We start from the raw sequence: 14,555 nt of genomic DNA, 5'->3' as shown, positions 1-14,555 counted from the left end.
CATTATTTGATAATCAGCTTGTAGTTTTTAGTGGGATAATCTTGTATCATGGGTAGTAGCGAACTTATGGATGGAAGGATGACTAACTTTATGAATGAATCGATTCGGGGAAGTCTGATCGTCATCATTCTTTGTATGATGATTGCCTTGCTCGTCTGGGGGTTGTCATCTCCACCAACGACGATTGGTCTTCCGGCTTTTACACATGCTGAACCGCTCCCACTTGATGTAGACACACATCCAGGAGAGCGGTTTTTTGTCGTTGAGAAAGCTACAGTTTAGTGTCGGTTTCCTCAATAGATTGACACGATTTTTAACGATGGCTAGAATTGATTAAGTATATGGTGAATATCACCTACTTTTAATATGAAAAGATTTGTCCCATCTGAAGGGGGGAATACGAAACATTAGGTAGGGCATGTGCCCTGCCAACGGGAATGGATTCGTTTGAAGACATCGCGGATCTACCCGTCATCTTGACTAGAAGTAACTGAACTAAAATACATGTACCTCTACGGATCGGAAGGAACTTAATTATGTTGAACGAAATGAAAAATATCATCCGCGAACAAGTGGAGAATTTTCCGCTGATTCGGCGCCTCGCACGATACGAGATTAAATCGGCGCACGCGGAGCAACGCCTTGGTTTACTCTGGGAGCTTCTCAACCCCGGTCTGCAAATCTTTATTTACTGGTTCGTCTTTGGTGTTGGTCTGAAAGGGAACAAAAACGTTGACGGCGATACGCCGTTCATCGTCTGGTTGCTTTGCGGGATCGTCGTCTGGTTCTTCATCAACGATGCGTTACTCCGTGGATCGAACTCGATCAACAACCGGCTCGCGATGGTGACGAAGATGCGTTTCCCGATGAGTGCCATCCCGTCGTACGTCATCCTGTCACGGATGTACCAACACTTCGCGATGCTGTTGATCGTGTTTGTCGTCATCCTGCTGAATGGAATTCCGATGACATGGAAGCTGCTCCAACTGCCGTATTACATGGCGGCGACGTACATCTTCGTCTATGCCTTTTCACTGTGCTTCTCGACGCTGATCACACTCGTCAAAGACATCCAGCTCTTCTTACAATCGATGATGCGGATGCTCTTTTATTTGACTCCGATTCTGTGGAACATTGAACGGTTCCCAGATGTCTTACATGGTCTGCTCCGTCTAAACCCGGTCTTCTACCTCGTCGAAGGATACCGCGCGAGCCTGCTCGGTGGCGCCTGGGTCTGGCAGGAATGGCCGACGGGACTATATTTCTGGAGCGTGACGCTTCTATTATTCACAGCCGGGACTTACTTGCACATTAAGTTCCGTAAATCATTCACTGAGCTCGTTTAAGGGAAGGAAATCGCTATGTCTATGATAAAACTCGAACATGTCACGAAACGGTTTGACATGGTCACGACTACGAAAGAAAAATTTAAGCTGTTATTTAAGAAACAAAGTAAAAATGTGAAGACGTTCACGGCACTGCGTGACATCTCACTCGAAATCGGGTCAGGGGAAGTCGTCGGTCTCGTCGGGATCAACGGTTCCGGAAAATCGACGTTATCGAACTTGATTTCAGGTATCATCTATGCCAATGAAGGCGACGTCGAAATCAATGGAGAAGTCGCGATCATCGCCGTCTCGCAAGGACTGAAAAGTGTCTTGACGGGACGTGAGAACATCCGCCTCAAGTGTTTGATGCTCGGGATGGATGACGCAGAAATCAATCGCCGGATGCCGGGTATCATCGATTTCGCTGATATCGGGGACTTCATCGACCAACCGATTAAAAAATATTCGAGTGGGATGAAGTCGCGTCTCGGATTCGCGATCGCTGTCAACGTCGATGCCGATATCCTGATTGTCGATGAAGCGTTATCGGTCGGTGACCAAACGTTCTATAATCGGTGTATCGATAAGATGAACGAGTTTAAGGACGAAGGCAAGACGATCATCTTCGTCAGTCACTCGTTGTCGCAAATCCGAAACTTCTGTGAGCGTGTGATTTGGCTCGAGTACGGTCAAGTCAAACTCGATGGCACGACGAAAGACGTCGTCCCACAGTACAAACGCTTTTTACTGTCATATAAGAAACTGTCAAAAGAAGAGCAGCACCAATACCGGAAGGACCGCTTGCAAGAGCAAGCCCAAAACGCACGCCGAGGGAAACAAAATGTCGATGCTGAAGACACGGTCAAACATCCAGGTTGGATTTTGTCCGGACTCGGATTGCTCGTCCTTGCTGCCGGCAGTGTGATGGTGATTGACGAGACACCATCATTCTCTTCGCTCAGTGACGCCATTCTCAACTTATTTTAAGATGGAACGACCAGCGGTGCCGAGGCACGCTGGTCTTTTTTTGACTAGAAAACAGGGAATCGGTTGTCCGAAAAAGAAGTAGTATAACGGACAGGTACGGTTAGTAAATTAACAAACAGGGGGACTTGAGGATGCAGAAGATTCGAAAAGCCATCATTCCGGCGGCAGGACTCGGAACACGTTTTTTGCCAGCGACGAAAGCAATGCCGAAAGAGATGTTACCGATTTTGACGAAACCGACGATCCAATACATCGTCGAGGAAGCCGTCGCCTCAGGAATCGAACAGATCATCATCGTCTCAGGGCGCAACAAACGAGCAATCGAGGATCACTTTGACCATGCGCCGGAGCTTGAAAACATATTGCGTCAAAAAGGGAAGCTTGCACTTTTGAAGGAAGTCGATGCCTCGACGACGATGGCTGAAATCCATTACATTCGTCAAAAGGAACCAAAGGGTCTTGGACACGCGATATGGAGTGCCCGTCATTTCATCGGGAATGAACCATTCGCCGTGCTACTCGGAGACGACTTGATCGTCGCGGAACCTCCGGGTCTCAAACAATTGATCAATCAGTACGAAGCGACGGATTCGTCCGTCATCGGTGTTCAGCAGGTCGCGCCGGAGCATACACACCGGTACGGCATCATCGACCCAAGCGATCAAGTCGGACGCCGCTATCAAGTCCGTCAATTCGTCGAAAAACCAAAGCAAGGGACGGCACCGTCGAACATGGCGATCATCGGACGATACATTTTGACCCCGGCGATCTTTAATTACTTAGAGACGCAAGAAGTCGGTTCCGGTGGTGAAATCCAGTTGACGGACGCGATTGAACGGTTGAATGGGGTCGAGGACGTCTATGCCTACGACATCGAAGGGGACCGGTTTGATGTCGGGGAGAAGATGGGGTACGTCGAGACGACACTCGCCTTCGCGCTGAAGGACGGGGAGATTCAAGAGGAAGTCAAAGCTCTACTGAAGCAGTACGTCGCGGAGTGGGACGATCAGGGGTGATGCGGGGAAAGAAAAAAGTCACTTCTTAAATCGAAGTGACTTCAGGCTGTAGACAAAGTGCCATCCGGAGATCAAGCATCTTTTTTCGTTGCTTTCCTCGGGCGAGGCGCAAGCCGTTGCTCCTTGATCCTAACGGACAACGAGCAGGGTCTTGCCTGCCTCTGAAAGTGCGTTAAAAACGCACTTTTCCCCGCAGGAGTCAACGAAACGTGACGCTTTTTAGGTAATACCGTGAGGGAACAGACGGCTTAGAGCGCAATCCGTCTCGAATCGCTTTTAAAGCGAAAAGCAATCGATCGCGACCCTGCAGCTTTGCTGTAGCGGCGCGGAAGATTGCCGCTTTGAAGACGAGGCGAGACAGGGAAGCGCGACCGGATTGTCTCTCGTTATTGCATGTTCACGCTTCATGAGAGTTTGTCTACACGCTGAAGCCACTTCTTAAAAGAAATGACTTTAAAACTTAGGTAGAAAAGCATCTAAGGGAACGTGGTGTTTACGTTTGCTTCGTATTCAAATAAGACTTCACATGAGGTGCCTCGTAGTGACGGAACCGCTCAAGCAATGCTTCAGGCGTCGACTCGACGAGTAACATCGCAGCATGTTCCGGGATGAGGAAACCTTGCGTTTCCATCTGCTTGAACAAAGCAATCAGGGAATCGTAATACCCGTCGATATTCAAGATGCCACACGGTTTTTCATGTAGACCAAGCTGGGCCCACGTGAAGACCTCAAAAAATTCTTCCATTGTCCCTGGGCCGCCCGGTAAGATGATGAATCCGTCCGCCAGTTCGGCCATCTTCGCTTTTCGTTCATGCATCGAACTGACGAGGTGAAGTTCCGTCAGATTCGGGTGGGCAATCTCTTTTTCTTGTAAGAAATGAGGCAAAACACCGATTGCTTGTCCGTTCGCAGCAAGTACGGCATCGGCGACAGCGCCCATCGTCCCGACACGTGAACCGCCGTAGACGAGAGTTAAGTCATGTTGTGTGAGTATCGTACCGAGCGTTGCAGCGGCTTCACGGAAAACGTGAGAGGCTCCATCTTTTGAACCACAAAAAACAGCGAGTTTTTTCATAAATAATCGTCCTCCTTCAAGATTGTTCTCCGCTCAACATACCATATCGGGGAGCGGAATTGAAAAAGGACTCAGCATTCTTAGCAGGAATTTTACATGAAGAATGGACACGACAGGAGGGAAGAAACGATGCGACCAAAAACGATTGTTTGGCTCGTGTTGATCATCGCAGGTATTAACTTGATGCTCGGGATCTTTTTACCGGAATCGCCGACCCGGACGACAATCAGTACGATTTTACTCGGCTTGATTTTGATACTTGGTGTCGGTTATTTTATTACACTCCGACGTTCCTCTAAATGAAAAGCGACCATTCCAGCTGATGTTTTCAGCAGGGAGGTCGCTATTTTATAGGAAAGAAATAATACAATAGGCATGAAGGAATATTCTAAAAAATCTATTTTTATACATGGATTCGACACAATGATGGATAAAATGTTAAAAAACAACATCTTTCAGGACGTATGACCTATGCCGAAAGTAACTTGTCGTGTGAATAATGTACAAAATACCTTAAATATTCGTATTCGAATATCTGAAGGGGGTCTAAGGTTATATGATGATGTTAATAAGTCATATAAAAATATTAGGAGGTCATTATTCATGAACTTGAAAAATAAATTGGCATTGTGCCTAGGAGTAGTCGTAATCGGTTTATCAACATCAGCTGTGAATACGCAAGAAAATATTAATCAAGTTTCAAAACAAGACTTACCGTACGAATACGTAGTTAAACCGTTAGCAAAACAAGACTTACCGTACGAATACGTAGTCAAACCGTTAGCAAAACAAGACTTACCGTACGAATACGTAGTCAAACCGTTAGCAAAACAAGATTTACCGTACGAATACGTAGTCAAACCGTTAGCAAAACAAGACTTGCCGTACGAATACGTAGTCAAACCGTTAGCAAAACAAGACTTACCGTACGAATACGTAGTCAAACCGTTAGCAAAACAAGACTTACCATATGAATACATTATCAGTAACAAAGCATAATCAATTTAAAAAATCAGATTTATATTTAAGTGTGATTTGACGATACTCATTCATATTTAAAAGATCAAAAAAAATACTCGCTTTGAAATAGGACTGTTTTATTAATTCTTTATTTTTATTTAAACTCTCTAAACACAAACCTTGTTGATAATAGAGTTGGCCTAACAAAGACATATCTTTAAATCGTAGACTTTGTTGAATGGCTTCTTCGACGATATTTAAAGCATATTCTGATTCTTTAAGTTGAAGAAGAGTCTTTGAAAAATTGTAAAGAATTCTAATTCTATCCAGCAAAAGTTCGTTGCTTTCAAAGTCAAGCTCAATCAGTTCTTCGTAAACTTTTCTACTGTGTGTATAACTTTTATTTTCAGAATATAAATTTGCAATAGCAGATTTTATACGAATAATCATGCTTGGTGAGTAAAAAGTCGAAGAATATTTTTCTGATAACTGACGCAATACAACGATACAAGTTCTATAATCAATTTTTTGTAAACGATGAGCGGAGATACTACTGTAGTATTGAAGCAGTAAAATAATTTCCTCCTCAATATAAGTACTTTGCAGTTTAGCATTTACAATTTCATATATTTCTTTAAATTCATTATTTCTAAATTTTTTTAGTAATTCATCGTCAAGTTGATGAAATGATTCTCGATAATTAGCATGATCAAAAAAAGCAGAAAATGGAACTTGTAGCTTTTTCGATATTAAGAAAAGTAGTTCAACCGTTGGTGAATGTGTACCACTTTCAATTTTACTAATCTCCGCTTGGCTACAAATTCCATTCGCTAAATCCTTCTGCGTCAAGTTATGTTTTTTGCGAAGGCGGCGAAGGGCAAGGCCAATCTGGGGTGACGTGAATTGATCCATGGATTCGGTCCTTTCTATACAAGTGGATTCGACAACGTGTCTTTCCTTTTATTATAGAAGTGATGCCCGGACAACACCAACTTTTTACTGTGATATTTCGTCAACGTTTTTGATGACCATTCTAAACGAAAGAAAGGGGTAACACCTATGAATCTCACCTTTAAAGAATCGCGCCGTACGATTTCGTCTTGTGGCTGGTGCTTCAATGCTTCGACGGTCTCGGTTGCACCCTTGGCTAGTCGGGAAATGGATCGTGTCAAACCAGTAGCGAAGCGTCAAGTAAAAACTTCATAATTAACGTCCGCCGGATGGCGAGGCTTCATTCCGCTAGCGGTGTGAAGCCCTTTTTTACACAATCAGATGAAAGGAGAATGGACATGATTGGACTGACCGTACTCACAGAGAGCGAAGGGTGGCTGCATCAGCTTGAACCGACAGAAGCCTTTATCGCTTTTTGTCAGACACATCGTTTTTCGTTCGACCATTATGATTACAACACACATACGTTTCTCGATTTACTGGACTACATGGACTTTCAAGAATTTGAACATTATTTGTTCATTCTCCGTGGTTCAGGGGAACGGACGATGCGTCTCGTCGCCTACCTCCAACAAAAAATGCTTCATGTCCAGTTTCATCTGATGAATGATAAGGGGGATGTGTTGTTCGGGGATCCGTACTTTTTAAATGGCATTACGCTTCCGTTTGAAGAGCCCATCGCCGCGTACGCCCCGACTGCCTTGCAAGACGCACTCATGTCTTTATTCACAGGTGTCTATCCTGAGGTAACGTCTCGGCATCCGCAACCACTTCGGCACGTCTATGTCGAAGAAACGAGTCTGCTGGATTCCATCAATCCGACATTATTTGATCAAATGACGATCAATAGTGTATTGTATGTCGACCAAACGATACGGCACGATTTACCGGTCATCGAATTGATGAGTCGGACGCCTGTCTTGATGGCATTTTCAGATACATTAGCACTCGATATAAAAACACAGCTCGCCGTCGTCAGTCGGTCGGAACTTGAAGAAGCATTTGCGACATGGCACGCAACGAGCCGTGTCCCGAACCGCGAACGGCAGATCGGGATTCTCGATTATGCGACACTCGTCGGTATGACGGTATCCCATCGGCTCTTTATCTTTAAAGATGGCATCTGTGCTGATTATGGTCAGCAAATTTGTCTAAGTGATATGCTCGGTATCAACGTCAGTAAGTTGCGAGAACAGCAACGCCAGTCCTTCTCGCCACTTGCTTCGCGCCAAGAACTGGCACTGTATCCGTTACTCTATCAACTCGCAGCCTCTTTCATGACGGAAAGTCAACTTGTCACGCCATATTCAACCCTTGATTTACCACGAACACTCGGAAAAATTGGACCGTTGACAATGATCGGCATTCATAACCGGGAAGGGTGTTTCGTCTTTGAACTGACGACGAATCAACTGTTTGAAACAGACGAAGCATTTTTATGGATTTTAGAGGCGGATCAAAAGGACCGGTTCGATGTCTTACCGGACCGGCTTGGTGGCGATTATGAAACGGCGATTCAAGCATACAAGGAGTTGATTTATCATGGCTGATGCCCCACTATTTGGACCGTTTTCACGTAAAGGAAGTTATTCAAAAGTAAAAGTTCTCGATAACTTCAATGCGGATGAGCGGTTCATGCGTCTTTATCAAGAAACGATGCAGCTACCTGAAATTGATGAGTTGACGTTTTACCGTCGTTACTTGAGTCGGGACGAACGGATTCTGTTGTACGGAACGTTTGATCCGGAGTTATTCAACACGCTGTCTGCGGAAGGATATGACTTGTATCTCGTCGAACCAGAAGCGAGTCGTCTTGAAGGGATTTCGTCACGATTTTTGCATAAAGTCTATGCTCTCAGTCATGACGTCGTTGATGCGGTCGGTTTTGAAGCATTTGATAGGTTGGTTTTACCGGGGACGACGATTGCCCGCTACTCGCGGGGAGAATTACTGTTGTTTTTCCGAAACATTCGGCAGCTGTTGACGGTCGATGGTCGGCTGTTGGTCAATCTTCATAATATCGGGCACTTGAAACAGCATGTCCAACCAATCGCCTCGAAGCGAATGAACGATTGTACGTTATTTTATGGTCAAAAGATTGACGGTGAACGATTGATTTTAAACTTGTATTTAAAATCAGTAGCAGATGAAAAAGTCGGATACGCGGTCGAGTATCTCTATGACCCGTCGACACTGTTTGAATTTGCGAAGCTCTCGAAGTATTCCGGTCAAATCTTGTATGCGGGAAAAACGGTTCATATCTTAGAGTTAAACAAATTAGCATGAACAGAAAATAACCCGGTCGGCAGACGCTGACCGGGTTATTTTTGACTAACATTTGATTTCATGACAAAATGATAGAGGTTAAAATTAAAATAATATTTCAAATATTTGTTTGAATGAGTCAAAAGTCAGGGTAATAACTAAAATGGTGCAGATTATATTTTAGTCCAGTTAATTAGTGAATTCGGAGGATGAAAACGGTTATGGATAAAAAAATAGCACGATTTCAAACCATGCAAGACAGCTGTTTTACCTTCATCGCGACTTTGTTTCCGAAAGAGACGTATCAATTCGTCGAATCACAAACGCTCACTGACGCCTTCGGTCAAGTCGGGACACACCTAACATTTAAATCCACTGAACGCGAGTTGAAATTCAGTTTTCTTGAACAAGCACACCGTCGATTTGAACGTGTATTCCTTGCAGAAAAGTCAGCTGGAACAACATTTTTCAGTCGTTTGCTTGAAGCGACATACGAAGACGAACAGTTATACATTCATCATATCGTCAAAACGGATTGATTAAAAAACACGATGAGAAGTATAGGGGAACGATGTTCCTTGCTACTTCTCATCGTGTTTTTTTAGGCTTCGATGGATTCGAGTCCATGCTGCAATGCTTGATTGACGGACGACGCCATCTCGTCTCGGACATCTTGTGGCAACAAGCGACCATCAAAGTAAACTTCGTTCGAGAGCGTCAAGTGAACGAGGATATCTTCGAGAACGTGCTTAAAGTCGATTGGTTTTAACGGCTCAATCGATGACGAGATGAATTCTGTCAGTGTCGGATGTTGGACATGTTCCGGATCCGTTAAGTCAATGACTGTCGTATTGAGTGCGATTGCGAGTCGCTCCAAAGTTTGTACGCTCGGCATTCGTTGTCCACGTTCGTAAGCAGAAATCGAGGTCGTCGACTCACCGCACCTTTCGGCGAGGTATTTCTGGGTATACCTGTGTTGTTTTCGTAGTTGCATGATTTTTTTCCCAAGAGCGCGATTCAAAGCCCTCAACTCCTATTCTTTTCACCTTACATATAGTACTAAATAACCATTTAGAGTACAAAGCAAACCTGTTGACTGTAAAAAAAAGTTTTTCTAATAATGTAAAATGAGTAATTATGTATGAAATGGGATTAATATTAAACATGGATTGCTATCAGAGTAGGATGTGTTTTAGTCATAACATGGTATTCTAGAACGTAGATTAGCGAGGGAGGGATTGTACAGTGCGCAAGATTCCATGGTCCGGTTACGTCACATTACTCATCGTCATCATCCTATTCATTTCGAGTTCGATGCCGTATGAGGAACAGTCACTAAAACCCGGATTATCGCGTTTTTTTAATTTAGACTTTGTCGACTCATTTCGGTTCGTATCATTTGATTACCACGGAGAAGTCAGTGTTCAAGCGCTTGGTGCGTCTGGCTTCATCGAATTTTTTATTCGTAAGGGCGCTCATCTGTCTATTTTCATTGTACTCGGTTTTGCCTTGATTGACTTAACATTTCGTTTATTACGTCCTTATGTGTTAGCGGGTTTATTTGCCTATACGTTAGCGACGACACTTGCCGTGTTCGATGAGTTTCATCAAATCGTAACGGGTGGTCGGACAGGGCTCATTCAAGATGTGTTACTGGACGGGACTGGAGCAATCATCGGTATTTTATTATATCGTCTGATTCGAAGAAAACGGTTAGCGGAACAACCAATCAGGATATCCTGAGACTTCTGTCCTAGTTAATACGATACAAAAAAGGGTTCGGTTCGTGTGAGAGCGAATCCTTTTAGGTAATACACAAAAAGGAGCGGACGATATGAGAAGACCCCATCTATTGATTACAAGTGCCGGACGTCGCGCAAAGCTAGTCGAGTATTTTGTAAGAGAGTTTAAAGATGGTCAGGTCAGTGCGGCGGATTGTAGTCCACTCGCACCAGCCCTCTACATGGCACATCACCACTATATCGTACCCGAAATCACTCATCCGGATTATATCGATCATTTGCTTGAACTTTGTCAGCAGCAGCAAGTGACGGCGCTTTTATCGTTGATAGATCCGGAACTTGAATCACTTGCTGCGGCACATGATCGGTTTGAGACGATCGGTGTGACCGTCGTCGTTTCACCGCAGGAAGCATGTGCACTTTGTTTTGATAAGTATGCGATGTATACGCATTGTGTCGGACAAGGCATCGCACACGCAAAAACCTATCATACGCTAGCTGCTTTTCAAGAAGCCCTCGCATTGCAGGAAATCGATTTCCCGGTTTTCGTCAAACCGCGAAACGGGAGTGCGAGTATCGCCGTCAGCCGGGTCGGGTCGCTCCCTGAAGTCGAGCATTTATTTGACCAATCGGAAGGTTTGATCGTCCAGGAGTTTTTGGACGGGCCGGAACTTGGTGTGGATGTGTATGTCGATTTACTTTCTCAGGAAGTGACGTCGATTTTCATTAAGGAAAAACTTGTGATGCGTGCCGGAGAAACGGATAAAAGTCGTTCTGTCGTCCGTGCGGATGTGTTTGAACTCGTCGAGCATGTGCTAGAAGGAACGGGACTTGTCGGTCCCCTTGACTTTGATGTCTTTGACGTCGACGGGACATTGTATCTATCCGAAATCAATCCGCGCTTCGGGGGTGGGTACCCGCACGCCTATGAGTGTGGTGTCAATTTCCCGGCGCAACTTTATCAAAATTTGCAGGGGCATATCAATCGACCGGCGATCGGTCAGTATCAAGAAAACCGCTACATGATGAAACACGACACCGTGACCCTCGTATCAGCGGCTCAATTCGAACAATCCAACCACAACAAAACGTAAAAAAGCTAAGCAATCCACACACAAAAGGGGCCGCTCTCTCGATAGAGGAGCAGCCCCTTCTTTGATTCATCCGGAAATCATGACATCGTTACACGTGACCGTTTGAGGCATTGAACGGCAGACGTCCAGCTGCCGAATAAGGCATTGATTGTCGACGTACTTGGAACGGATCGTCCTTCTGCCCACTTCCGGTAATGGATGATGCTGAAGGATGGGAGTTCAGCTTGCGCTTGCTTCAAAGCGTCGAGGACATCTTCTTCGACCCATTTGCGGCGTGGCGGGGCGATGTCGAGACAGGCGAGCGCATCGACCCAAGAACCGTATTTTCGGGCAATCGTCGCGACCGTCGGATGTCCGTTTTCTTGCGCCCAAATTGAGTACGTCTGGGTCGTCAAGCGCGGGAGGACGTCCGATGCTTCGAGGAGCGCATTGATGATGCGTTCTTCCGTCATGCAGACGGAACGTGTCATCTCGATATGTGCTTCCTCCAGGGCCCGTGACCATGACCCGAAACGAAGGTTGATCAACGTCAGTGACGGACCATGTTTTGCTTTGGCCCATTCCCGGTAACTGTTGCTATGAAATGGATGGAGCCGGTTCGACGCTTCCTTGATGAAGGCTAGGATTTCTTCGTCGGAAAAATAAGGACGAATCGATGAAAGACCTGCCGCGTGTAATGCTTCGCGCCACGATCCGAATACATTGATGATCGTCGTGATGGACGGGATGTCTTTGCCGCTCGACCACCGGGCGTACGTTTTGGCGTCAAGGGCAGGGAATGTATGGCTTGCCTCTACTAAACTATCGATGACTTGTTGTTCTGTCCATTTCTTCATGATGTCATACCCCTTTCGTGTAGGTGTTCGTCTAGGTGTGGGTACTGTCTGTTGGTGTGTCGCGACGGAGCGTCGCGTATGCGAGTAGACTGAGCCAGATGAAATAAAATCCGCTTGGGCGGGTCAGAAGACTTTCGGTGAACTGAGCCAAGAATAACCAAAAGCCGATCAAGAGCAGCGTCACGGATTGTAAATCGTCGAACCGATAATCTCGGACCAATCGAATCAAGATGAAACTGAAGCAAACGATATAAAGCAGGAGACCGATGAGACCGAACTCATATAAAAAGACAATCGGTGTGCTGTGAAACGTATAAAGCGTCTCTTCACCGAGTTGCTCTTTTAATCCGGTCGCCGAAGCACCGAATCCATGACCGAACCAGAAGCGGTCGGCAGAAGCGGCGAGTCCGGCTTGCCAAAGGTCGAGGCGACCGTTCAAACTGACTAAACGAGTGAAGAGTCCTGTCTGAAACGATAAGGCACCGGTTAAGATGATGAGTCCCATGATATAAGCAGTACTAACCATCGAGCGCAGGCGACGGGTAGGGGCAATCAGGATCGTCGTCAGTAAGGCAAGTAGGAAAAAAGAATAGATGCCTGTTTGTGATCCACTGGCGAGTAGTCCGCTTGCGATAAGAACGAAAGAACAGCCATAACCGGCGAGGCGACGCCAAGACCGGTGCGCGAGCGAATCGAGTAAATGCACCCAGGCGATTAATCCGCCAGGGACGAGCCAGGCAGCGAAAGCATTCGGATTGTTCGTTAAGCTCGCCAGCCGAAGAAAGGAACCTTGTTCTCCGACATATAACTGTGGTAACGCCAGCGGACCAATCCGAAACCACTGCAAGTTGTCGATTGGGATGTAGACTTGACCAAATGAAACGAGCAGGGCGTAACTTGCGAGAAAAAGTGCTTGATAAAAGAGAATGAGAAACAACAGTTGATGCCAGTGGGTGAACAGCGAAGTAGAGAGTGATAGGACGATGAGGAGGAAAAGCCATGTCGTCAACAGGTAGAGGAGCGAAAAAAGAGAGTCCGTCGCTGGGCGAAAGAAAAAGAACAAGACGTGAATCGTTAGATAACTTAATGAAACGGTGATGAATCGATGAGAACGGGCTTGGAACGGGACGTACACAGGACGCGACACGAGATAGAACAAAAGGAAAAGTAACGGATACAGATAGACGGTCAGCGTGTTCCAGTGCTTCGGTAGGACTTCGTCCGTAAAGCGTAAGGGACGTGTCCATAAATCGATCGTCACCCAAAGCAGCAGGATGAATAAGACAATCGATTCAGGTCTATTGACGGATTTTAACATCATTTCTAAAGTCTATCCACCCTTCATATAGGACTTATTACCGATTACGGGACATTCTAATCATCAAATTTGTATTTACCCGTAAATAAACTGTAATTATGCAGATTCTCTGCATGATTTTGATGAAACGACGATCATTTTTCTGTGAATCGTCTTTTTTTCGTGAACTGATATTTTTCGATGACGTAATCATACGCATGCATAACAACTACTTAAAAAAAAATAATCATTTCCACCAAGCTCTAATTGTTTTGGTAGTCGTTTGGAAATAAGGTGAAGTCATAACCAATGTCCAACCAAGACGCCAGGCAAGAAAGAGGTGAACGATGTGAATACGATACATCAAAAAAGAACTTTCGCAGATCACTTGACGACATTAAAAAAGGGTTGGTGGATCTTGATTGTCTGCGCCATCTTATTTGCAGGTGCCGGTTATCTGATTAGCACCTACGTCATCAAGCCAACGTATGAAGCGACAGCTTACATCCTCGTCGTCCCACAAAAGAGTAATGAGACTACTTCATCCGCCTCACTCGTCAGTACCTACCAAGACATTCTCCGCAGTCCAGAAGTCGTCGACCAAGTCGCACAAAAAATGGGCGTGACCGATAAACGCCTATTTGATTTGACGGATCGATTGACCGTCTCAAGTAACCTCGATTCTCAAGTCATCGCCTTATCCATCACAGAACGGTCGGCAGAACAAGCGGCCATTCAAGCGAACACGATGACGGAAGTCTTTCAAGACTATTTGCCTCAGTTAATCAATACAAGTAGCACCGAAGTTTTCTCAACAGCACGCATTCCGACAAAACCGGTTTCACCGAACATCTTAATGAACACGGCAATCGGTGGTGTACTCGGCTTGATGATTGGCTTACTAATCGTCTACTCACGGGCACTCGGAAAAAAGTCGGCAGCGGAATCTAAGACAGATACATCTTACCCACAAGTCGTTAGTCGGCCACATTCATGATTCGGGG

At 45.4% G+C, this 14,555-nt stretch carries 18 protein-coding genes; 13 read left to right on the top strand and 5 right to left on the bottom strand.

The annotated features are described in order from the left end of the window. Nucleotides 1–90 precede the first annotated feature (90 nt). From KNQ04_RS03380 to galU, 4 genes are all read left to right on the top strand, one after another. Nucleotides 91–282, top strand: a complete 192-nt coding sequence (locus KNQ04_RS03380; protein ID WP_214847299.1) for a hypothetical protein — start codon at nucleotides 91–93, stop codon at nucleotides 280–282. A 254-nt stretch (nucleotides 283–536) separates the two neighbouring features. After that, nucleotides 537–1,346, top strand: coding sequence for an ABC transporter permease (locus KNQ04_RS03375; protein ID WP_214847297.1), 810 nt, complete (start codon nucleotides 537–539; stop codon nucleotides 1,344–1,346). A 15-nt stretch (nucleotides 1,347–1,361) separates the two neighbouring features. Next, the gene (locus KNQ04_RS03370) at nucleotides 1,362–2,315 is read left to right on the top strand and encodes an ABC transporter ATP-binding protein (protein WP_214847296.1); all 954 of its coding nucleotides are present in this window, start codon (nucleotides 1,362–1,364) and stop codon (nucleotides 2,313–2,315) included. A gap of 131 nt (nucleotides 2,316–2,446) precedes the next feature. After that, nucleotides 2,447–3,331 (top strand): UTP--glucose-1-phosphate uridylyltransferase GalU, encoded by an 885-nt coding sequence (gene galU, locus KNQ04_RS03365; RefSeq protein ID WP_214847294.1) that lies wholly within the window; start codon nucleotides 2,447–2,449, stop codon nucleotides 3,329–3,331. A 493-nt stretch (nucleotides 3,332–3,824) separates the two neighbouring features. Here galU and KNQ04_RS03360 read toward each other — a convergent pair whose 3' ends face one another. Then, a complete protein-coding gene (locus tag KNQ04_RS03360) occupies nucleotides 3,825–4,406 on the bottom strand; it encodes an LOG family protein (protein WP_214847291.1) in 582 nt (193 codons plus the stop codon). A 129-nt stretch (nucleotides 4,407–4,535) separates the two neighbouring features. Between KNQ04_RS03360 and KNQ04_RS03355 the strand changes: the two genes are divergently transcribed. Next, the gene (locus tag KNQ04_RS03355) at nucleotides 4,536–4,709 is read left to right on the top strand and encodes a hypothetical protein (RefSeq protein WP_214847289.1); all 174 of its coding nucleotides are present in this window, start codon (nucleotides 4,536–4,538) and stop codon (nucleotides 4,707–4,709) included. Nucleotides 4,710–5,009: 300 nt separating this feature from the next. Beyond that, complete coding sequence (locus tag KNQ04_RS03350; protein ID WP_214847288.1) at nucleotides 5,010–5,405, top strand: hypothetical protein; 396 nt, start codon at nucleotides 5,010–5,012, stop codon at nucleotides 5,403–5,405. Here the strand turns inward: KNQ04_RS03350 and KNQ04_RS03345 are convergent, their stop codons facing one another. Next, nucleotides 5,406–6,278 (bottom strand): helix-turn-helix domain-containing protein, encoded by an 873-nt coding sequence (locus KNQ04_RS03345; protein WP_214847286.1) that lies wholly within the window; start codon nucleotides 6,276–6,278, stop codon nucleotides 5,406–5,408. It lies immediately after the preceding gene. Between the two features lie 147 nt (nucleotides 6,279–6,425). On the opposite strand from KNQ04_RS03345, the gene KNQ04_RS03340 reads away from it, so the two are divergent. The 4 genes from KNQ04_RS03340 (at nucleotide 6,426) to KNQ04_RS03325 (ending at nucleotide 9,121) form a co-directional block, all read left to right on the top strand. Beyond that, the gene (locus tag KNQ04_RS03340; RefSeq protein WP_214847284.1) at nucleotides 6,426–6,572 is read left to right on the top strand and encodes a hypothetical protein; all 147 of its coding nucleotides are present in this window, start codon (nucleotides 6,426–6,428) and stop codon (nucleotides 6,570–6,572) included. A gap of 83 nt (nucleotides 6,573–6,655) precedes the next feature. Further along, on the top strand, nucleotides 6,656–7,867 hold the full coding sequence (locus KNQ04_RS03335) for a hypothetical protein (RefSeq protein ID WP_214847282.1): 1,212 nt from the start codon (nucleotides 6,656–6,658) through the stop codon (nucleotides 7,865–7,867). After that, nucleotides 7,860–8,603, top strand: coding sequence for a hypothetical protein (locus KNQ04_RS03330; protein WP_214847280.1), 744 nt, complete (start codon nucleotides 7,860–7,862; stop codon nucleotides 8,601–8,603). Before KNQ04_RS03335 ends, KNQ04_RS03330 begins: the two co-directional genes overlap by 8 nt. A 200-nt stretch (nucleotides 8,604–8,803) precedes the next feature. Continuing rightward, a complete protein-coding gene (locus KNQ04_RS03325; protein WP_214847278.1) occupies nucleotides 8,804–9,121 on the top strand; it encodes a hypothetical protein in 318 nt (105 codons plus the stop codon). A gap of 62 nt (nucleotides 9,122–9,183) precedes the next feature. On the opposite strand, the gene KNQ04_RS03320 is transcribed toward KNQ04_RS03325, so the two are convergent. After that, nucleotides 9,184–9,603 (bottom strand): helix-turn-helix domain-containing protein, encoded by a 420-nt coding sequence (locus KNQ04_RS03320; RefSeq protein ID WP_214847277.1) that lies wholly within the window; start codon nucleotides 9,601–9,603, stop codon nucleotides 9,184–9,186. A gap of 224 nt (nucleotides 9,604–9,827) precedes the next feature. Between KNQ04_RS03320 and KNQ04_RS03315 the strand changes: the two genes are divergently transcribed. Next, nucleotides 9,828–10,325: a VanZ family protein gene (locus KNQ04_RS03315; RefSeq protein WP_214847275.1), complete on the top strand. Its 498-nt coding sequence runs from the start codon at nucleotides 9,828–9,830 to the stop codon at nucleotides 10,323–10,325. A 91-nt stretch (nucleotides 10,326–10,416) separates the two neighbouring features. Continuing rightward, entirely contained in the window at nucleotides 10,417–11,418 is a 1,002-nt protein-coding gene (locus KNQ04_RS03310; RefSeq protein WP_214847273.1) for an ATP-grasp domain-containing protein, read from the top strand. A gap of 77 nt (nucleotides 11,419–11,495) precedes the next feature. On the opposite strand, the gene KNQ04_RS03305 is transcribed toward KNQ04_RS03310, so the two are convergent. Together KNQ04_RS03305 and KNQ04_RS03300 are read right to left on the bottom strand one after the other, a co-directional pair. Continuing rightward, entirely contained in the window at nucleotides 11,496–12,254 is a 759-nt protein-coding gene (locus KNQ04_RS03305; RefSeq protein ID WP_214847271.1) for a hypothetical protein, read from the bottom strand. Nucleotides 12,255–12,285: 31 nt separating this feature from the next. Further along, on the bottom strand, nucleotides 12,286–13,575 hold the full coding sequence (locus KNQ04_RS03300; RefSeq protein WP_251136829.1) for an O-antigen ligase family protein: 1,290 nt from the start codon (nucleotides 13,573–13,575) through the stop codon (nucleotides 12,286–12,288). Between the two features lie 325 nt (nucleotides 13,576–13,900). Between KNQ04_RS03300 and KNQ04_RS03295 the strand changes: the two genes are divergently transcribed. Continuing rightward, the gene (locus KNQ04_RS03295; protein ID WP_214847269.1) at nucleotides 13,901–14,548 is read left to right on the top strand and encodes a YveK family protein; all 648 of its coding nucleotides are present in this window, start codon (nucleotides 13,901–13,903) and stop codon (nucleotides 14,546–14,548) included. Nucleotides 14,549–14,555 lie beyond the last annotated feature (7 nt).

Origin of the sequence: Exiguobacterium sp. s193 (assembly GCF_018618755.1) — a bacterium.
Taxonomy (GTDB): Bacteria; Bacillota; Bacilli; order Exiguobacteriales; family Exiguobacteriaceae; genus Exiguobacterium_A.
The sequence above is the reverse complement of the archived record's forward strand: the minus strand, read 5'-3'. Positions and strand labels throughout refer to the sequence as shown.